At 44.5% G+C, this 22,001-nt stretch carries 14 protein-coding genes and 1 pseudogene; 11 read left to right on the top strand and 4 right to left on the bottom strand.

Going from position 1 to position 22,001, the window contains the following annotated elements:
- The first annotated feature begins 108 nt into the window (after positions 1-108).
- Entirely contained in the window at positions 109-927 is an 819-nt protein-coding gene (locus tag G3M78_05260; protein ID QPJ64825.1) for a transglutaminase family protein, read from the top strand.
- Positions 928-973: 46 nt separating this feature from the next.
- On the top strand, positions 974-1,768 hold the full coding sequence (locus G3M78_05255; GenBank protein QPJ64824.1) for an N-formylglutamate amidohydrolase: 795 nt from the start codon (positions 974-976) through the stop codon (positions 1,766-1,768).
- 30 nt (positions 1,769-1,798) lie between these two features.
- On the opposite strand, the gene G3M78_05250 is transcribed toward G3M78_05255, so the two are convergent.
- Positions 1,799-3,031 (bottom strand): MFS transporter, encoded by a 1,233-nt coding sequence (locus G3M78_05250; GenBank protein ID QPJ64823.1) that lies wholly within the window; start codon positions 3,029-3,031, stop codon positions 1,799-1,801.
- Positions 3,032-4,093: 1,062 nt separating this feature from the next.
- On the opposite strand from G3M78_05250, the gene G3M78_05245 reads away from it, so the two are divergent.
- The 9 genes from G3M78_05245 to G3M78_05205 all read left to right on the top strand — a co-directional run bounded on the left by G3M78_05245 (position 4,094) and on the right by G3M78_05205 (position 18,617).
- Complete coding sequence (locus tag G3M78_05245; GenBank protein QPJ64822.1) at positions 4,094-8,152, top strand: response regulator; 4,059 nt, start codon at positions 4,094-4,096, stop codon at positions 8,150-8,152.
- On the top strand, positions 8,149-8,988 hold the full coding sequence (locus G3M78_05240) for a protein-glutamate O-methyltransferase CheR (protein QPJ64821.1): 840 nt from the start codon (positions 8,149-8,151) through the stop codon (positions 8,986-8,988). The genes G3M78_05245 and G3M78_05240 overlap by 4 nt, the downstream gene beginning before the upstream one ends.
- Entirely contained in the window at positions 8,978-9,568 is a 591-nt protein-coding gene (locus tag G3M78_05235) for a chemotaxis protein CheB (protein ID QPJ64820.1), read from the top strand. The genes G3M78_05240 and G3M78_05235 overlap by 11 nt, the downstream gene beginning before the upstream one ends.
- Positions 9,565-11,580 carry a response regulator gene (locus tag G3M78_05230; protein ID QPJ64819.1) on the top strand — a complete coding sequence of 672 codons (2,016 nt, stop codon included), beginning with the start codon at positions 9,565-9,567 and terminating at the stop codon, positions 11,578-11,580. Before G3M78_05235 ends, G3M78_05230 begins: the two co-directional genes overlap by 4 nt.
- Positions 11,581-11,702: 122 nt before the next feature.
- On the top strand, positions 11,703-14,804 hold the full coding sequence (locus G3M78_05225; GenBank protein ID QPJ64818.1) for a PAS domain-containing protein: 3,102 nt from the start codon (positions 11,703-11,705) through the stop codon (positions 14,802-14,804).
- 32 nt (positions 14,805-14,836) lie between these two features.
- Complete coding sequence (locus G3M78_05220) at positions 14,837-15,895, top strand: response regulator (protein ID QPJ64817.1); 1,059 nt, start codon at positions 14,837-14,839, stop codon at positions 15,893-15,895.
- Between the two features lie 62 nt (positions 15,896-15,957).
- Positions 15,958-17,514: a response regulator gene (locus G3M78_05215; GenBank protein ID QPJ64816.1), complete on the top strand. Its 1,557-nt coding sequence runs from the start codon at positions 15,958-15,960 to the stop codon at positions 17,512-17,514.
- A gap of 281 nt (positions 17,515-17,795) precedes the next feature.
- Positions 17,796-17,867 (top strand): transposase, encoded by a 72-nt coding sequence (locus tag G3M78_05210; protein QPJ66771.1) that lies wholly within the window; start codon positions 17,796-17,798, stop codon positions 17,865-17,867.
- Between the two features lie 132 nt (positions 17,868-17,999).
- Complete coding sequence (locus tag G3M78_05205) at positions 18,000-18,617, top strand: ankyrin repeat domain-containing protein (GenBank protein QPJ64815.1); 618 nt, start codon at positions 18,000-18,002, stop codon at positions 18,615-18,617.
- Between the two features lie 865 nt (positions 18,618-19,482).
- On the opposite strand, the gene G3M78_05200 is transcribed toward G3M78_05205, so the two are convergent.
- From G3M78_05200 to G3M78_05190, 3 genes and pseudogenes are all read right to left on the bottom strand, one after another.
- Positions 19,483-19,716, bottom strand: coding sequence for a hypothetical protein (locus tag G3M78_05200; protein ID QPJ64814.1), 234 nt, complete (start codon positions 19,714-19,716; stop codon positions 19,483-19,485).
- Positions 19,717-19,775: 59 nt separating this feature from the next.
- Complete coding sequence (locus tag G3M78_05195; GenBank protein ID QPJ66770.1) at positions 19,776-21,152, bottom strand: DUF3987 domain-containing protein; 1,377 nt, start codon at positions 21,150-21,152, stop codon at positions 19,776-19,778.
- Positions 21,153-21,191: 39 nt separating this feature from the next.
- A pseudogene (locus G3M78_05190) lies at positions 21,192-22,001 on the bottom strand (toprim domain-containing protein).

Raw genomic sequence — 22,001 nt, 5'->3', positions numbered from 1 at the left:
GGCGCCCGGACCGGGACAGGATTCATCTGCCTTCATACGATCACCCGTCGTGACTGACCACCGCCACTTCGTTATTTTTTTTCACCTTATATTTAACAAGAGGCCCATATGCAGATGCGGATCGGATACGAAATAATCTATACCTGCCCCAAACCGACGCCGATGATTTTGACCCTGAACGTCCATTACACCCGCGTCTCCGATCTGATCATTGCCGACCACCTTGTCACCAGCCCGCGCACCTCGATTAAAGGCTATCGCGATAGTTTCGGCAACTGGTGTAGCCGGATCGTTGCCCCGCAGGGCGACATCCGCATCTCCACCGACGCGCTTATCTACGATAGCGGAGAACTGGAGGAGATGGCCCCCGAGGCGTATCAGCACCCGGTGCAGGACCTTCCCGAAGAGGCGCTGGTCTTCCTTCTGGGAAGCCGCTATTGCGAAACCGACCTGCTGTCGGAGGCGGCCTGGAACCTGTTCCAGAATTCACCCCCGGGATGGGGTCGCGTTCAGGCGATCTGCGATTTCGTCAACCGGCACATTGTTTTTGGTTATGAGCACGCCCGCTTCACGAGGACGGCCTCGGAAGCCTACAACGAGCGCTCGGGCGTTTGTCGCGATTACGCGCATCTTGCCATCGCATTCTGCCGTTGCATGAACATTCCGGCGCGTTACTGCACGGGCTACCTGAGCGACATCGGTATTCCGCCGCCTTATGGGACGATGGATTTTGCGGCCTGGATCGAGGTCTATCTTGGGGGGAACTGGCACATCTTTGATCCCCGCAACAATGCGAGGCGCATCGGTCGCGTGCTGATCGCCCGCGGTCGCGACGCCGCCGATGTCTCCATCAGCCACACCTTTGGCGAGAATCAGCTCAAAAGCTTTCTGGTGCGCGCCGACGAGGTGATGGAGCAAAACGTATGACAGGACAAGTCATGCAAACGCGTCGCCGCGCCCGAAGCGTCTGCAGATGACAGTCTCCGGCGATACCGCACCGTTCCTGCTGGACCCTGAAGAGCCGCCTGCGGTCGAGGTCGTCAATGCGAACGGACGTAGCAATACGGTCCTTATCTGCGATCACGCTTCCAGACTCGTTCCCCGCCGACTTGCCAATCTGGGTCTTAATCCGAATCAACTCGAAGAACATATTGCCTGGGATCCGGGCGCGGCAGAGGTGGCCCGCGGTCTTTCAGCGCGTCTCGATGCGCCGCTGGTGTTGAGCGGCTATTCGCGTCTGGTGATCGACTGCAACCGCGCGCCGGACAACGAGGAATCTATTGATGAAGAAAGCGCGGGCGTTTCCATTCCGGGCAACCGGGGACTGGGGCCGGAGCAAAGAGCCTGCCGCCGCAGGGAACTGTTTGAACCCTATCATCGTGCCATCAGCACACTGCTGGACGAGCGTTCCCGACGCAACACGCTGTTGCTCAGCATTCACAGCTTCACGCCGGTTCTGGATGGCATGCACCGGCCCTGGCCCGTCGGGGTGTGCTACGGAGGCGACCCGCGCCTTGCCAGGCTCATGCTTCGCGCGCTCGCTGGCTGTGTGGATGTCTCGGTCGGCGACAATCAGCCCTACGAGATCGAGGACCTTATCGACTACACGATTCCCCTGCATGGCTGGGGACGCGGCTTGCCCAGCGTGATGATCGAAATTCGCCAGGACCAGATTCGGACCGCAGAGACGGCCGCCGCATGGGCGAAGCATCTGGCGGATGCGTGGCTACAGATCGAGGCCGAAGCGCAAGGTCTTCCGGCTGAGTAGTCCTTCCCCTCAAATAATTGTTCCGCCGTTCTAGGGATGTTTGCCTGAACGCGGGTCGAGCAGATTCACTTCCGGCGATGTTTGTGAAACGGGGATAAAATCTTCCCGTTCCTCGGCGGGAACCCGTTCCCGTTTCGTGATCCTATAGTAGGCCAAAGCCCCCGTTAAACCATGGATCAGCGCTGTGTAGACAAACAGGCTCGGCTGACCGAAGTGATGAATAAACTTGGAAGCCACCAGCGGTCCCGTGATCGCTCCGATGCCGAAAATCAAAAGCAGGCCGCTACTGACTTCCACAAAATCTTCACGATCGACCGAGTCATTCGCATGCGCGACGCTCAAGGAGTAAAGCGGAAATGCGAACACGCCAAACATAAAAACCAGAATCAGGGTGGCGCTGACGGAATGCCCATGCGCCCAGGCCAGGCCCAGCCCCATGCTCCCTGCCAGCAAGCAACAAAAGCCAATGACCTTGCGACGATCCACGGCGTCAGAAATTTTCCCTATAGGCCATTGCGAAACGGCCCCACCCAGAACGGCGACGCTCATAAAAATGGTCACCGATGGAATAGACATGCCGCTTTCCAGAGCGAATACGGGTCCCAGCGTCCAAAACGCCCCGTTGGCCAGCCCAACACAAAAACAACCCGCGCAGCCCATGACCGAAGTGTTCAACAACCAGCGAATCCGAAGTTTGACAGATAGCAGGGGCGGAGGGGCCATCGCCTGTGTCAGGGCAACGGGCAGGATAGAAATGGAAAGCAGTATGGAAACCACTATGAACAAGGTTGTCCCGGAGGGCAGAGACCAATTCAACATCAGCTGGCCCACAGTAATGACCGTAAAGTTTATTGTCGTGTAAATCGATAAAACCTGACCGCGCGTATTGTTATTGGTTTTATCATTGAGCCAGCTTTCGATAACCATGGCGAGACCGGCAAAACAAAAGCCCATCACCATCCGCAGGGCGCCCCAAACCGCCTGATCAATCAAAAGAGCCTGGATGAGTATTGCCGCCGAAGCCGTCGCCGCCAGCACGACAAATGAACGTATATGCCCCACCCGTTTGACCATATGCGGACACACCAGACAACCGATCACCGTGCCGGAAAAGTAAGTCGAGCCTAAAAAGCCAATGGCCATCGCTGAAAACCCCTCCATATTTGCCCGGATAGGAGTGAGGATGCCCTGCAATCCATTACCTGTGAGAAGAAACGCGGCAGAAAGTAAAAGAGCAAATAAAGGGGAAAGCGCGGCTTTCAATTTGTGTCTCCAGAATAGTATTGAACCTGCTTTATTACTGAATTCGGGAGGCTCGTCAATAGAAATACACGGACGATATAGACAGGCTCTTCATAAACGAAAAGAATTTCAGGAAAAGAGTATCGGGGCCAGAAGGATGTTTTATTCAGAATCGGTAGATTAATGTAGCGCTTTCCAAACCATGGTTGCTGAACTGACCGGGGTGAGAAAACCGGAGAGAATTTATCAGCCTCTCCGGCGAAGATGGTGGCGGGGTCTACCGAATTATACTAATAAATGCCTATATTTAATGGCAAACCCAGATCGCTATTTTTAAGTTGCCCCCAAAGTTGCCCCCCCACCCCACGAAGAACAACTTAGAATATTTATTCCAAGTCTCATATCTTCAGTGGACAATCCTTGCTTCTCATCAAAATTTTCAATATAGCCCCCTGGTTTGGACCCAATTTCCCTCTAGTTGTTCGTTAGCTCTCTCCAACATATGAAATTCCCCTCAAAGTATATAGGTATTGCAACGGTCTAAGATCATTTGCATTGCCACTATACGCGTACTCCCAATCATTTACGAACCTGTCTCACATGTTTTGGCGATACTGGAGATACTGGAGATAATGGAGAATAGGACTTTGTCCTATGCGGGGGCAGGATGAATGCTGATGTCAATTTAGTGCGTTGCACCTGTTATCTATGGAGTTTTCCGCATATTGATCTGGATGACATGGATATATGTTGTATCTATACAGAATAGATGAAATACGGTCTCATCCAAAAGAACCTAAATCAGTATATGAAAATAACTAATTCATTCCGAAGCAACAATGCAAGACTGATGGTCTCAGGCCTAGAGCCAATAGAAGTTTGTCCTTCAGATAACAGGGATATACGCTACTGTCGAAATAAGCGGATTGATAAGTTTTTGGCAAGTTATCACTATTTACAAAATCAAGTTTATGCCATACAATATTACCATTACCACAACCATTAATGTTTATTATTGTGATCTATCTATGTTTGGCGGGCAACTGCTTCTATTAGCGAACATTCATGTGGAGATTTAAGACAATGTTCTTGAATTCAATATCTAAAAGAATTGGCATCGGATATGCCCTGATCATGGGTATTATCCTGGTCGTTGTATTTACGTCAGCAAAGGAATTGAATTCTATCCGCGAATTGAGCCAGAAAAATATGGATATCCAATTTCCTGCGGCAATGCATAGTTCTAAATTACAGAACAGTATCTACGCTTCCCTGTCAGCGCTGAGGGGTTACCTTTTGGTCGGAAGCGATCAACTCAAAGAAAAGAGACAAAAAATATGGGAAGAGGATATCTATAGCGATTTCAGCGCCCTGAAAATGATTTTAAGAAACGATTCAGATGCACTATCGGATCTGGAAAAGCTTCAATTAAAACTGCAACGTCTTGAGCAATTTCAGGCTGAAATTGAAAATATGGCAAGTTCGGATGACAACCAACCGGCCTTGAAAATTCTTCAGGCTGAAGCCTTGCCCAAGGCAAATGCCATTGTGGATCAGGTTACTGGCATGATTGATGCCGAGCAAAAGCTTAAAAGCGATAAAGCGAGAAAAGACCTGTTGATGGATATGGCAAACTTCCGAGGGTCCTGGGCCATGAGTCTGGCCAATATCAGGGCTTTTCTAATATCTGGACAACAGCAGTTCGAAAAACAATTCAATGCGAATTGGTCGACGAATGAAAATGCCTACCAATCACTGAGGAAGCAAAAAGAATTAATGACTTCAGAACAATTGCAAGGTTTCACTAAAATCGAACAGTTACGTGAAGCCTTCAGCCCTTTGCCAGGAAAGATGTTTAACTATCGAAAGGGGGAAGACTGGAATATTTCCATCAAATTATTGAGACAAAATGCGGTGCCCCTAGCCAATGAGATCACAGCGTTAACCAGAAATATTGCTGATTTTAATAAAATTGAAGCGAATAAGGGCCTCTCAGCCGTTATGGGCCTGGTTTCAGGCATGATTCGGTTGCAATGGACACTGCTCGCTTTTGCAATCCTCCTTGCGCTTATTATATCCATTCTGGTTGCGCGCTCCATTCAAAGGGCTGTGACCAATACCATTGACGCGGCCAACGCTATTTCCTCGGGAGACTTTGATTTTAAGTTTAATTTGAAGGGAATGAAGGAAATGGAGTTGTTGGGAGACGCCATGAGTCTGATGCAGGTCAATCTGAAAAAACTGACTGAAGGCTTGAAAGAAGAAAGCGAAAAAATCTCTGAAAGTAATTGGGTTAAATCGAATTTATCCGAAGTCACAGGAAAGTTACAGGGCTTGAACTCTATAGAAGCATTTGCAGGAACCTTGATAGGAGAGTTGACTACGAGAATTGACGGGCAACTCGGTCTCTTTTATCAAGCATCCCGGAATGGGAGTGATCATTTGTCTCTCATAGGTTCTTACGCTTATACCAGGCGTAAAAACCTTTCAGACGCTTATCAGTTTGGCGAAGGTCTGGTGGGGCAATGTGCCCTGGAGCGTAAACCCATCCAGATCAGTAATGTCCCGGACGATTATGTGCAGATTAACTCCGGTCTGGGAGAATGCAAGCCCAGGCACATTATAGTAACTCCGATTGTATTTGAAGATGAAGTCAAGGGAGTGATTGAAATCGGAACCGTCAATGATATTTCACCAAAACAGGAAAATCTGTTGAATGAAATTTCTAGCACGTTGGGAGTCATCCTCGAAAGCATTGAAGGAAGGATTAACACTGAAAATCTTCTGAAGGAAGCCCAGGAATTAAATCAGCAAATTCAGATTCAATCTGAAGAATTGAGAACCACAAATGAAGAACTGGAAGAAAAAGCTGAAATTTTAAAACAAAGCGAAGAAGAATTAAAAAACCAGAGCGAAGAACTTCAGGCTCAGAATGAGGAACTGGAAGAAAAAACAGAATACCTGGAACAAAAAAATAGAGAAGTAAAAGAAAAAACCGATGCGATCGAAAAATTCAATCAGATGTTGGAAGATAAAGCCAAGGATCTCGAGACGGCGAGCAAGTATAAATCTGAATTCCTGGCCAACATGTCGCATGAACTCAGAACGCCTCTTAACAGCCTGCTTATCCTGTCCAAGGATTTACTGGAATGCGACAACGAAAACTTGACTGAAGAACAACTGGAATCAATGAAGGTCATTCATCAGGGCGGAAGGGATCTGCTGGAATTGATCAACGACATTTTGGATCTGTCAAAAATTGAAGCCGGTAAAATGAAAATTGTACTGGATGAAGAGAATCTGGATGCCCTGATTGGTGAAGTAAAAAGACAGTTCGCTCCATTAGCCAAGCAGAAGAAACTCGATTTTAATATCGAGAAGCGTAACGGGCATGTGAATTATATGAAAACAGACTGTCAGCGGGTCAAACAGATTCTAAAAAATCTGCTTTCGAATGCATTCAAATTCACTGAACAAGGTCATGTTTCCATCAGAATTTTAAAACCGGAAGATGTTATCGGGGAACTACCTCCTCATTTGAATGATTCATCCTGTCTTGCCATTTCTGTAGCGGATTCAGGCGCTGGCATCTCACAAGAAAGTCAAAGGAATATATTTGAAGCTTTCAGGCAGGAAGATGGTTCAACGAGTCGACGGCATGGCGGAACCGGCCTGGGCCTTACCATTTCCAAGCAAATGGCACGGTTGATAGGCGGAGATATTATTTTTTCAAGTGAAAAAGGCAAGGGTAGCGAGTTCACCTTTTGTTTTCCCCCGGTGTATAAGGGAGAAAATGCAGAAGAAAATACCCCCGTTAAAGGAGCAGTCGTAAGGCCGGTTATTGAGTCTGAGCCGGTAGAAGACTCTTTAGAAGATTCGGATTTAGATCCCAAAACGTCATTGGCAACTGCAACGATTGCGGAATCCTATGTCCCTGATGACCGTGAAAATCTAGGCTCTGGAGACAAGACCATTCTGATCATTGAGGATGAAAAGACATTTGCAAAAATTCTGGTCAAAATTTCAAGAAAACGGGGATTCAAGTGCCTTACCGCGGGAACCGGAAAGGATGGGCTCACCCTGGCCAATAAATTTAAACCCGATGTTATCTTGTTAGATCTGGGACTCCCCGATCTCGACGGGGCCAATGTATTGGAACAATTGAAATATAACCCGACGACTCGTCACATTCCGATACATGTTATTTCCGGCAGGGATGACAAGGTTGACCTCATGGAAAAAGGGGCCATGGGCTACCTCATGAAGCCTGTCAGTGAAGAGGATTTGAAAAACACGCTCTCTGAAATTGAAGTACTAATCAGAACAAAGATAAAACGCGTTCTGATAGTCGAAGATGATGAAGGAAGCCAAAAAGCCATCAAGAAACTGGTGGGTTCAAAAGATGTTGAGTCGGTCAGCGTCGCCACAGGAAAAGGCGCTTTGAATGAGATCAACTCCAGCAAATTCGATTGTGTGATTCTGGATTTGCAGTTGCCAGATTTGTCGGGATTTGAACTGCTCAAGATTATTAAAAACGATGAATCTCTCAGGTGCCCTCCCATCATTGTGTACACAGGAAAAGAACTGACCCAGGAAGAAAATAACGAACTGCAAAAATATTCCCAGAGCATTGTGGTCAAGGGCGCTGATTCTCCAGAACGGTTGCTGGATGAAGTATCGCTATTTCTACACAGCGTCGAATCCAAGATGACGGATGAACAAAAGAAAATCCGCTCCAAAAATATAATCAAGCAGGATCCTCTTAAGGAGAGACATGTTTTGATTGTCGATGACGACATGCGTAACACGTTTGCCCTGTCTAAAGTTTTAAAGAAACAGGGATTAACCGTTTCCATGGCAGATAACGGCAAAATGGCCCTGGAGAAACTGGCGCAGGATCCGGGCATTGATATCGTGTTGATGGATATCATGATGCCGGTGATGGATGGGTACCAGGCAATGGAAGAGATCAGGGCTCAAAAAAAGTTCTCGAATCTTCCCATCATTGCATTGACGGCAAAGGCAATGATGGAGGATCGGGCAAAATGTCTGGAAAAAGGTGCGAATGATTATATTCCAAAGCCAGTTGATATTGACATGTTGCTGACGTTGATGCGCGTACTGTTGATGGTGGAAAAATGACTCCTGTTGAAGTCGCGGCAATTGAACTGGATTTGCTTCTCGAAGGCATGTACCGGAGGTATGGCGTCGACTTAAGAAATTATAGTAAAGCCTCACTGAGGAGGAGAATCCAAATCTACATGGAAAAAAAAGATGTCGATTGCTACTCTGATTTGATTCCTCTTTTATTAAAAGATAAGGATGCCTTTGATATGTTCATGTTGACCATATCTGTTGGCATCACCGAAATGTTTCGTGATCCACCGTTTTTTATAGCTTTTCGCAAACAAATCATTCCGATTCTAAAAACCTATCCTTTTGTGAAAATCTGGCACGCCGGTTGTTCGACTGGAGAAGAGGTTTACTCTCTGGCAATAATACTGCATGAGGAACAGTTTCTGGAACGCAGTATCATCTATGCAACCGATTTCAATTCCTTATCTCTGGACGTTGCAAAAAAAGGGATTTATTCATCTGATGCGCTGGAGAGTTTTAATAAAAACTATTTGGAAACGGCGCCCAAATCATCCTTCAGGAACTATTGCCAGGAAAAATACGGATATTTCAAATTGCATGACTTCCTGCAAAAAAATATAGTTTTTTCTACGCATAATCTTGCGACGGATGGAGTTTTTGGCGAAATGAATGTCATTATCTGCCGTAATGTTCTGATTTATTTTGATAAAAGCTTGCAGGAACGGGTCTTTACGTTGTTTACCGACAGCTTGAGTCCTTTGGGATTTCTCTGCCTTGGCAGTAAGGAAACAATCAAGTTTTCTGAACTCGCTCCTCAGTATGAGGTCAGTTTTAAGCAAGAAAAAATCTTCAGAAAAATAACGGGCTCCAATGGGAACTAAACAGTATGAGATGATCGTCCTGGGTGGATCCGCGGGTAGTTTTAAAGTATTAGGTCAATTGTTGAAAGATTTACCCGCAGAATTCCCGGTTCCCATTGTTGTCGTCCAACATGTGTGGAAGGGTTCCAATGGCTCGGTAGCTAACACATTAAATCATATTGCTAATTTAAACGTATCAGAAGCCGAAGAAAAGATCGTGCCCATGCATTCAAATATTTATCTGGCTCCAGGAGGTTATCACTTGCTAATCGAAACAGATAAAAGCTTCAGTTTAAGCATCGACCCGCTGGTAAATTATTCACGACCCTCCATCGATGTCCTGTTCCAATCAGCCGCGGAAGCTTATGGACAGTCCCTGATAGGTATTTTGCTGACAGGAGCCAACGCAGACGGCGCGAAGGGATTGAAAGCCATAAAAGACGCGGGTGGCCTCGCCATTGTTCAGGATCCAGAAACGGCAGAGTCGCCATTCATGCCAGCCAGAGCGCTTGAAATTACCCCGGTAGATCACATAGTTGCCGCTGAACAAATTGGGGGATTATTACAAGATCTAATGAGAAAAGGGGAGGTTACTCAATGAATGGCAAAATTTTCACTCCTAACATTTTAATTGTTGATGACAGGCAAGAAAATATATTTGCTCTGGAAAAATTACTTCGTCGGGTGGATGCGAACATCATCAGCGCTAATTCGGGAAATGAGGCTCTTTCAATCATCCTGCGTCATAGCCTGGCTCTGATATTACTGGATGTCCAGATGGATGGGATGGATGGTTTTGAAACGGCCGCTCTGATAAGAGAATATGAGGGAACCAAAGACACTCCAATTATATTTGTAACGGCGATCAATAATGATCAGCATCATATTTTCCAAGGCTACCAAAGTGGAGCGGTTGATTATCTGTCAAAACCTCTGGACCCGGATATTCTGATTAGCAAGGTGAATGTTTTTCTGCAGATACACCAACAGAAAATCATTCAAGAGGATTTAATTAGAAAATTACAAGTATCCAAAAATAAACTCGCCGAAAGTGAAATCAGAATTCATTCCGTTCTCAATAATATTCAGGACGCAGTTATTACCACTGACAAATCCGGCTCAATCTTATCATTCAATATGGCCGCTGAAAAAATGTTTCAATACACTTTCGCGGAAATCATCGAAAAGTCTCTTGAGAAAATCATGGACATTCATTCCTTTCGGGCCTACATGGATACAATTAAAGAGCATATTTCGGAGCCGAGAAAAAAAATTCTGGTCTCAAACATGCGAATCATTGGCAGTCGAAAGAATGGACAGACATTCCCCGGGGAGATGGGAATCAGCCATATTACCATTGATGGACAGCGCCTCTATACTTCCAGCATCAGGGATGTAACCCAGCGAGAAACCTATGAAACCAGCTTGATTGAAGCAAAGAATGAAGCGTTAAAGGCTAACCATGCGAAGTCAACATTTTTAGCGAACATGAGTCATGAACTGAGAACGCCTTTGAATGCCATCATTGGGTTTTCACAATTGATGCAACAAAATCCAAACGAAGTTTTAACTGAGAGTCAGAATGAAAACATCGGACAAATCCTTTCAGCCGGAAAGCACCTTCTTGGTTTGATCAATGACATTCTTGACCTCTCAAAAATTGAAGCCGAAAAAACATTTTTATCGATGGAACCCATTGTCGCGTACGATCTGATTCAAGAAATACACGACCTTGTACGCACGATGGGTAGCGAGCTAAACATAAAACTGGAAGTTAATAACAATTGCCCAAGAGACATATTTTTTAAAGGTGATTTAACCCGGACCAAGCAAGTGCTCCTGAATTTGCTGTCAAACTCCTTCAAATACAACAGACCTAATGGGACGGTTATTCTTGGCTGCGACATCGATGAAACTTCAAACAAACATGTGCTTTTTACTGTTGTTGACAACGGATTGGGAATCAGCGAGGAAAGCCTTAAAAATATTTTTGAACCCTTCAATCGAGGAGATGCAGAAGGTTCGCAAATAGAAGGCACTGGCATTGGGTTGTCCATAACCAAAAAACTGATCGAAGCGATGGAAGGATCCTTAAGGGTAACCAGTACTCTGGGCAAAGGCAGTTCGTTCGAGGTTTCCTTGCCGCTATGCGAAAAAGTACAATTTAAGGAACAACAACACACTTCCATTAACAAAGATTCAGCGCCTCCTGAGAGTTTGAATTCTATTCAGGAGGAGATAGAGATTTTATATATTGAAGACAATCCCGCTAATTTACTTTTGATTGAAAAATTTTTAGACGCCTATCCCCTTGTATCGCTCAAAACAGCTGTTACTGCGGAAATTGGATTAGAAGTTGTCAAGCGAGATGTTCCAGACATCCTGTTACTAGACATAAATCTTCCAGGTATGAGCGGACTCGAATTATGTCGCTTGCTTCGGGAAGACGATGATTTTCCCAGAATTCCGATTATTGGATTGAGCGCGAATGCCATGAAAACAGACAAGAGAAGAGCGTTGGAAATTGGGTTTGATGACTACCTCACGAAACCCGTTGATTTGTATGCGCTAACTCGTTGCATTCTAAGTACGGTTAAAAGCAAATCGGTCTAGGATCTGGTGACGGATATTGAATTTTAACATCGGATACATCTAATGACTTTATGATTGGCAACAATATGCTGTTCTACAGTTCATGTACGCCATGGTTGTCACTACTGTTAAAGGTATGAAAGATGACTAAAAGAATCAAAACGATTGATAAGAAGTTTTTGGAAATGACCTTTGTCAAATATGCAATTACGGCGCTGACAATCATGGCCTTAATTATATCTTCCGGTTTTTATGTTCTAAATTCAGTGCAGAATCATTTGAAGAATAACATAACGGAAAATTTGTCTCTGTCATTAAACACTACGCTAGAAGTGTTTGAAATATGGGTAAAGGAAAAAAAAGGGGTCGCTTATTTCTTGATGAATGAAGATCAAACCCAAAAAAATATTCTGAGTATTTTGGAAAAAACCCAAGACAACGATTTTGAAAAAAATGATTTGCTTGCGCTTGAGGAAGCGATTGCGTTGAAGAACCACCTGGCTCCCATTGTCGAGAGTATGGATTTTGTCGGCTATGTCCTGTTCAATACTTCGGGTCGTCAGGTCGCCGCATTGCTTGACTCCGCTGTTGGGGAAAATAATTTGATGGGTTATTCAGATTTTTTTTCCCGTTCTTTAAAGGGGGAGGTCTGCCTTAGCCTCCCTTTTATTTCAGAAATTAATTTGGTTGGTGAGGATGGAAAGTTGCGTCCTGGTATGCCCACCATGTTTATTTCGTACCCTGTGAAGAATCTTCATGATGAAATTATTGGCGTCATGGCTTTCCGTCTAAAGCCTGAAACCGAATTCAGTAAAATTTTTATGGGAGCGCGCACAGGGTCAACCGGGGAGGCATATGCCTTTTCCAAGGATGGAAGGATGCTCTCCGACACGCGGTTTCTTGATCATTTGCGCGCGATTGGAATAATCCCTAACGAATTATGGAGCCATTCACTGCTTGCGGTCAATATACGAAACCCTGGCGGAAATTTAGTGGAGGGGTTTACGCCTGAGACGCCTCCAGATCAATGGCCGCTTACATTCATGGCCGCAGAGGCCACGCAGGGGAACAGCGGCGTGAACGTTGAAGGCTATAATGATTACCGAGGTGTTCCCGTTGTGGGCGCATGGACCTGGTTGCCGGAATATGATATGGGATTTACCAAAGAAATTGATCTGAAAGAAGCCTACAGCGCTGTAAATATGTTACAAGCGCTTTTCTACGATGTACTCATAGGATTGTGTCTGCTCACCGCAATTAGCGTTTGGTCTTTTTGGAAAAGGAAACGTGCCGACATCAATTTATCCATTTCAAATAAGTATTATAAAGCAGTTATCAAATCCTCTATTGATCCAATTATCTTCACAGATATGAAAGGAGTAATCCTTTCATTCAACCCCTCGGCAGAACGCGTTTTTAAATTCTCAGCGTCGGAAATCATTGGTAAAGATATAAGCCATATTATTTCGGACTCCGATAACCAACAGGATAATTCATCCACGCATGCATCGGTATTCAATCAGATTTTTGCCAAGGTTCGTGACAAGAGTGATCCTCACTTATGGGGGGTGTCCAAAAACAAAGAACGGTTCCCAATCGAGATCAGAGCCAGTAAAGTCAAAATAGATGCGGGCGCCATTATTTGTTGCATCATCAGCGATATTTCCGACATTGTCGAATCGCGCCAAAAAAATCTGGAAATCACTAATCAATTGGAAATACTTCTGAATTCAATTGCTGAAGGCGTTTGTCGGTTGGATATGAACGGGAAGGTATATTTTATGAACCCATCTGCCTCCAAAATCCTTGGTTTTCAGGAGACCGAAGCCATTGGACAAGATTTTTTTAGCCTGGTTCAACCGATTGGCAGAAACGGTCGCTCTTTTATAAAGTCAAGAGAGCATCTGGCGCAGATCATTCGAGAGGGCAATTTGTATGAATCGGTTGAAGATGAGTTTCATAAAAATACTGGCGAAATTTTTGACGCCGAGTTTACATTAGCCCCGATTAAGAGGGATGATGAAACCCTGGGTTGCGTACTTACATTCAAAGACATCGGCGTACGTAAAAAAAGAGAAGCATTGATGATCAAATTAAAGGAAGAGGCCGAACAAGCGAGTAAAGCGAAATCTGAGTTTCTTTCACGCATGAGCCATGAATTACGCACCCCTATGAACGCAATACTGGGGTTCGCTCAGTTGACGTATAACAATCCGAATCAAAGCCTAACGCCCGATCAGAAAGAAAATATCATGGAAATTTGTAAGGCCGGGGAAAGGCTTCTTTTCCTGATCAATGAGGTTTTGGAGCTCTCTGAAATTGATAAGGGAGACATTTCGCTTTCGATGGAACCTGTTTGTGTTTCTTCACTATTGAATGATGTTGCCGATGTAATGAAGCAAGTTGCAGTCAAAAACTCTATTGAGTTGATCAATGAAGTTTCTATGGGTCAGTCCGTATTTGCTTATGCCGACCGCATTCGATTAAAACAGGTATTGATGAATTTATTATCAAATGGAATCAAATACACTCCTGCTGGTGGAAAAGTCTGGTTGCGCTGTGAAGTGAATTCTGAAACAACAATCCGTATTTCTGTCAAGGATACAGGAGTCGGAATCCCTGAAGAATTGCAGTCGCGTTTATTCCAGCCCTTTGATCGACTCAATGCCGATAATGGCGATGTGGAAGGGACTGGAATAGGGCTCACGCTATGCAAACGATTGACTGAACTTATGAAAGGCTCAATCTGCTTCGAAAACTGTTCGGAAGGCGGGAGTTGTTTCTCTGTAGAATTACAAAAAGCTGAGGCAACTGACCTAAATGATCCAACGCCAGAGAATGTTGATGAAGCATTAATCGAAAACTCCGGTGAAAGTAAAAAAATCATTTATATTGAAGATAATCCTGCAAATCACAGGTTGATGGAAAAATTGTTTTCCGGGAAAAAGGGATTTGATTTATTAACAGCCCATGAGGGTGGCATTGGAATAGATTTGGCTATGGCAACCCTTCCTGATTTGATATTGATGGATATCAATCTTCCTGGAATGGATGGTTATTCCACATTGCGCACGCTCAAAAGATTATCTGAAACAAAAAATATACCGGTCATAGCGCTGAGCGCCAAAGCATCCGAAAAGGATATTGAACGTGCTTTGCTTGCTGGTTTCAATCATTTTGTTCCCAAACCTATTGATATTGATAAGTTGTTTGACTTGATTGAATCAGAACTTAGATCAATTTGAGCATCTTAATGTTTTTTTCAGGAGGTATTAGTATGATATGCCAGGAGTCTATAAAGCAGGGCAAAATAATGATTGTGGATGATGAACATGCCAATGTTCTCTTGCTTGAAAAAATGCTTCAACAAGAAGGCTATAGCTCCATACATTCAGTGGAAGATTCAAGAAAGGCAGAAGCTCTGTATGAAGCAGTTGAACCTGACATCTTACTGCTTGATCTGAACATGCCTCACTTGGATGGATTTCAAATTATGGAGAAAGTGATACAGAGCAACGGCAGTTCTCCCCCCGTATTGGTATTGACGGCTCAAAAGGACGATGAGATACGCGTGAAAGCATTGAGAGCCGGCGCTATAGATTTTTTATCCAAACCGTTCAGTTATGTGGAAGTTCTGACGCGTATCAAAAATATTATGACAGTCCGCCTGCTATACAAACAGGCGCTTCAACAGAATGAGATACTCGACAGAAAAGTGAGCGAGAGAACTTATGAACTTGAAGTCTCACGTATGGAGGCCCTTCAACGATTGAGCAAGGCCGCTGAATACCGGGATAATGAAACTGGCATGCATGTACTACGAATGAGTCTTTACAGCGAAATCCTTGCAAGGGCGGCAGGATTGTCTGATAAGGAATGCAAATTGATACAACACGCAAGTCCGATGCATGACGTGGGCAAGATTGGTATCCCAGACGGCATCCTGTTAAAGCCAGGGAAATTAACAGAAGAGGAGTGGGAAATCATGAAAACCCATGCTGAAATAGGCGGTCAGATTCTCTCATCCGGCACTTCCGAAATCATGCTTAAGGCTGAAACCATCGCCTTGACCCATCACGAACAGTGGGCGGGAGGCGGTTATCCTAAAGGATTGAAAGGGGAAGAAATACCCATTGAAGGACGAATCGTAATACTCGCCGATGTCTTTGACGCCCTCTGTAGCAAACGTCCCTACAAGGAAAGTTGGTCGATTGAAGACACGGTAACTGAGATGGAGAATAACTCAGGAATAATGTTTGACCCCGAACTGGTCAAAATTTTTAAAACAAGTCTGCCTGAATTTTTAAAAATTATGGAGGGATTTTCCGACTGTTGAAGCAATTACCGTTCGACTCGATTTAACTAGAGTTATTGATAATATTTATTTGAGTTCCAAAAATGACTGCCAATTTTGACATTTACAACAGTAAGATTTTGATCATTGATGATGAAATATCAAATATCAGACTCCTTGAGAAAACGCTGGAATCGGCTGGTTTCAACAATTATAAAAGCGAACAGAAGTCAAAAAAATTTACTGAAGTGTACCATTCTTTTCATCCAGATCTTCTTTTACTTGATTTAAGAATGCCCGCGCCAGATGGATTCCAGATTATGCAAGAAATTAATGCGAATGAGGACATCGTTCCACCAGTGATCATGGTTTTGACGGCTGAGGATGAATCTGTTATCCGGATGAAAGCCTTGAGCGAAGGGGCAAATGATTTCCTGAGCAAACCTTTTGATTACACCGAAGTGATTTTAAGAATTAAGAATATCCTGAAGTTGAAAAATAGATTGTTATCAGCGCGGCATCAAAAGGAAGAAATCCTAAACAAAAAAGCCCGGGAGTTGGCAAGAAAATCCCATGATCCTGATATTGATCTCATTCAGTGTCTAAGCAGGGCAAACCGGGTCTTTTCAAAAGGTGATGTGGATAATTATATTCGCGTCAGTCATTATAGCCACCTTTTGGCAAAAAAAATTGGGCTTTCAGAGCAACGTGCTCAAAATATCAAACTTGCCTCTTCCACCTACGATATTGGAATGATTGCAGTCCCCCTGCCCATCTTGAATAAAAAAGAAGAACTCAGTCTCGAAGAATGGGAAATCATGAAGAGCCATACAACCATTGGCGCAGACCTTTTGTCCGGAAGTGATTCTCTTCTAATGAAAATGGCAAGGCAGATTGCTTTGCAACACCATGAGAAATGGAACGGAAAAGGATATCCCCACGGCATGAAAAGGGAAGAGATTTCGCTTGAGGCAAGAATCGTCTCTATCGCGGACCAATTCGATTCAATGACCCGCAGTCAAGATGGCAATGCAGGAGCTTCTATTTCTGAAGGGCTTGCTTTCTTGAAAAAGCGATCCAGTATTGATTTTGACCCATCTCTTGTTGCTAGCTTTTTGGAAATGGCGCCCAATCTGAAGCAGATAAAAGAAAAATATAAAGACAATGAAGAACTCAAGGGATTTCCACCACAGAATGATTTTGTTTTTAAGAAAGAATCCATTCAAAAGATTAAAACAGCGCTTCCTGTAATGTTGAAAAATAAAGACGAGGATAAATTACTTTTGGTTGATGATATACCAACCATGCGTTCGGCCTATAGGAAGGTTGCGCGGCAATTGGGTTACAGTTCCTCAAATATTATTGAAGCTTCCAGTGGCCCCATGGCTTTGAGAATATTGAAGTCGGACGACATCCATCTGATGATCACTGATCTCTATATGCCCCAAATGTCTGGATTAGAACTGGTTACTACGATACGGGAAACACCTAAATACAAAAATATTCCTGTGATTGTAGTGTCTGAAGAAAACAGGAAGGATATGATAATGGAAATTATTAGATCTGGAGCCAGCCAATATTTGCTCAAACCATTTACTAGTTACCAGTTGGAGGAGAAAATTAACCAGGTATTATTTTCTTTGCAGAAAACTGCGCAGTGATGATGCACCCCTCCCTAAATGTACAAGTATAGTATCCGCCTAACAGTAGTCCCGCTGGGTATTGGATTTAAGCGCCATTTGATTAACTAATCTTCTTTCCGGATAATTCAAATTGTTTATTATTTGCGGCGTATCGGATGCGACCCACTACAACTGGATGTCTAAGTATGGCGGCACAGCCTAGTATATTAAAAAGACTGAAAGAACTTGTGGGCGAAAATCTCCGACTGAAACCGATGTATACCGATCAGAGCTAACAGCACGAAGTCTTAAAGGAGAAGATCAAATCCTGGAGAGAAGAGTATAATACGTTTCGTCCACACAGTTCTTTGGACAAATTAACGCCTAAGTAATTTGCCGAAAAAATGGCGAATACAGACGGCAAGTATAGCCGATTTTTCTTAAATGCGACCTACATAGATAATGGGTGAGTCTCAGGCCCTGTTGTGATACCAAACAAGGTTATATTAATAGCGATACAAGAAATGAGCGAATTAAGAAAAAAAATAATAGACGCATGCGAGACCCTTAATATCTCAAAAATCTCTGCCGTCTTAGAGGAAGGCGTGGATATAAATGAAACAAGTAAATATGGGGAATCCATACTCTCGGCAGTTTGCAGCAATATCTATAATTACGACAAAGATGGCAAGAGATATGAAGTTGTCAAATTCTTATTAGATAACGGCGCGGACCCCAATATATTAGAGGAGGATGGGATTGAAAAATTAGGACCACTGGATAGCGCCATGTGGGCAATGGACGCAGAAATGATTGAGTTACTTTGTAGCTATGGCGCTGATCCAAACGCAGTGTGGGGGCTGTCGGAGCAAGAATCATTTTATGACTTCGCGGTTTCTGAATATTACCATGAGTATGCAAACTATAATTTCCCTGACAACCCGACTTATGAGGATGGTAAAACACTTTATCCGATGGCATTCCCTGAGGAACCCACTGCGGAGGATGAAAAGGACGAAGATTCCCGGTTGAATTTCATGCAACGTATGGCTGAAAAATATTCATTCAAGGAGCCGACACATCTATTTGTTCTCAGAAAGTATGGAGCTAAAGGCTGGAGGGAATTGCAAGGCGCTGGTTGACCAACGATTTCTATAAATTAATTCCAAATCTGGACTCCATTTTCGCAACAGATTGAGATACCAGGGTATCGTGTTCGGCCTTCAACCGCTCGAAAGTACGCCCATGCATTCCCTTTGGCCTCAAACCTTCACCATTTAGGAAACCTGGCTCCCAACCCAGTCGATCTCTTATTTTCTCGGCTCGCATTGCTGAACGTTCATAATCAGGTTCCCTTTGGCTGGGGTACGCGAGTTGATAGCAGCGCCGACATGCTAATATTTCTCCACCGTACAAAATTGCGACTCGGCGAACGCAACTTTTTACAGGACACAAAAACCAGGGCCTTTTCCCGCCAAAATTGCACAGGGTCCATTGCAACATTACGGAATAATTTTCGTCTTTCCAGTCACCCCCATGTTTTCGATGGCGATAGACAAGGAATATTCTATCCCTTTCAGCATGCACCTGAATGGACGCAACGCTTTGCCCCTCTTGCGACCAACTCCATCCGAAGGACTGATTTGGGACCAATAACTTATCTCTCTGCCAACGCCTCACGTCTATTGCCCTATAGTCCCCAGTCGTTTCATTTGCCCCATAAAACCATCGCCTCCCGCTACCCAAACCGCCCATATCCTGCCCTCATATTTTCCCGAAATCATTAGCAAAATTGTTACTTTAAAAACTTTGAAGAGCCAACAAAAAAACTGTATCGAATTTAACTGGATTCTACCAATTCCCGTTCTAGATCTCTGGAATCGCTTACAGATACGACCAACTATGATTTACGCTCCAGTCAGATCGACTTAAACTCTATACAGGTCAATACAATCCCAAATCAAATATCAGCCACGAATGTTGAATCATCAAATAGTAAAAATTTTTTTATCCGGTCTTATTCTTGCGCCTTATCTCCCGAATAGTTTCCTGAATAGACAAACCGCCATTCCACCAGTGATAACGGGGATTTGAATTTGAAGGAATCACCAAACTTCCATTCTCCCTGAAATAAGGTTCTGGAAATGAAACATCCTCATCACCTTGCTTGCAAGAAGATGATTCGGGAAGACTCCTTTTTTCATTTAATGCCCTTCGGGCTAAATCAAGGTATCGACTCATTGTTTTATCCTCTTACGAACTTAACGAATTATACGAATAAAGAATTATCCAGCGATGGCTTATTTCGTAGATTTCGTTTTTTTCGTTGTGTGTTTCATTGAATACCAGAGTTCGGTTGGGCGTCCTCCGCCTGAGGACTTGGTCGAACAATAAGCCAGACCAGCATCTGCCAAAACGTTCAAGGCACGTCCGATCTGATCGCTGGCTTTATTTCTTTTAAATAAATTACTGATCTCAGTTCGAGTCAGTCCCTCGGGTTTGTAATCCAACGCTCGTTTGATTTCATCTGCAACGGGATCGCCAAGAGAACCGCCAAATACGAATCGGGCGGAAGCCTCGCAATATTCCCAAAGTGCCAACGCCGCCATCATGTGCTCCGCCCTAACGATTGGAGATCGATCAAGGAGCGCGTAAATACAAGACAAACGCATGACCTGTGCTTCTGCTCTGGCAATCACCGAACCTAAAAGCCCTGCTTTGCCTTCGGATAGTTCTTCATAGACCCCGATCCATATCGCTCGCGCATCCTCGTCACGTATGATTTCTTCCGTCTCTTGGGCAAACTTGACGGCCTCAGTCAGTCGCTTGACCATGGATGAAAAATCAACTTCGCATATACGCCCTCCTTCTGGGAGAATGTTGCTTCTTTTAACGCATAACCATAAAAAGCGATTTGCAAAACCATTAGCGCATTCTGTGGTGTCCAAATGCCGCTGGAGTTCATCCTTGGTTACATGGCCCATGATTGAAATATGAGGATCACTGGCTTTGGCAGAATTATTTTTGGTCATGATGCGAAGGTCTAATCCGTCCCAGGCATTACGCACCACCGGACTCAAAGTGTTGGCCTCTCGCTTTAACACCTGAAGGGTATTGGCAAACTCCGTTTCCCATACCAGAACCCGCTTGTCCGCAACACCTTCATCAACAATCTCCTTTTCGTAGTCGATAATTTTCCCTTTTTGCCTTACTGGACTTCGTTTTTCTATAGGGTCTCGCGCTATCCAGATCAACCCTTCTCCGCTGGACAGGCCACTGTGATTGCACTCGCTAACCCATTCAGCCGAAATACTTTTAAACAGATTTATGACATGGCCCTTTGAGGTTCCTTTACGCCCCTTTGAAGTGGAGCCCACCAGACAAGCAAAAAGGTTCATTCCATGTCGGTCCGCCTCGACTTTAAAACACGGATTACGACCTGCGATATTTCCAAATGCAATGAACAATTGAATGAGCAACGCCACGGGGTCCGCTTCTGTGTGCGGTTCAATTGCTTTTACAATTTTCCCGGCAAGTCCGTAAAAGGCTTCTTCCGCAAGAGGATCTGGCCATCGAACCTTAGAATCCAAATATTCGGTCTCTGATGGAACGGGTTCACTGGGATGCGCCCTCTCGACCGACTGCTTTACTTTATCCAATCCCGCTTGCGCCGCCATATCGTTGAAATCGGTTGCACCATCAAGCCGATTATTCCCAAAATCCGGAATTGCAACCAAGCCATTAACTGCTTGCGCCGCTTCCCTTGATTTAGTAAGACCTGGATTCCCCTCAGTCTTGGCGTCGTCATCGGAGCATAGAATGATTTCAGGGTTGCCGTAATATTCCTGAAGGTTCACTGCTACCGACCTTAAGTTTCCTGCGTTAAAAGCGACGGCAACAGGGAGCCCTGTTGCTTCATGAATTGTGGCTCCCGTCGCAAAACCTTCGGCAACGCAATATCTCTTTGCGTTATGAGTGGAGCCAATAATATAAAAACCGCCAGAAACTCTCCTTCCTGCTAAAAACTGCTTTCTTCCTTCGGGCGTTATGAATTGGAGTGAAGACAAAGTATCACCGTGATAAATGGGAATCAGCAAGGCCCCTTTATATGTTCGTGTGCCGTGCGCACATATGCGCTTGCGAACAAGGTAAGGATGACTGCTCTTAACAGGAGTTGCCGATTCCCATATTGTCACCGCCTTTTTATTCACTTGCGTATGTTCGATATCCTTTTCGGCGTTGACTTGCACCCTCGCTTCAGTGATCCGACGATTGAAAACGGCCTTATCTTTTAGACTGAAGGATTCTGTTCGAGTAGCTTGCCAGTGTTCATCCAACCCCGTGGACCAATCGCCAAAACATCCGCCTCGTTGATCGTCGAACAACCGACACCATCCCGCAGTATTGCCCTTGCCCTTTCCGGAACCGGGGAACCGATACAGTTTTCCGGGTTCTATAAAGCCGGGAGGTTTCAGGCCAGCGGATCTCATAACATTTATAAACTCTGAAACAATATCAGTCGTCAT

The organism is Candidatus Nitrohelix vancouverensis, from assembly GCA_015698305.1.
In the GTDB taxonomy this organism is placed as follows: Bacteria; Nitrospinota; Nitrospinia; order Nitrospinales; family VA-1; genus Nitrohelix; species Nitrohelix vancouverensis.
Note: the sequence above shows the minus strand (reverse complement) of the source record. Positions and strands in the feature narration are given on the sequence as shown.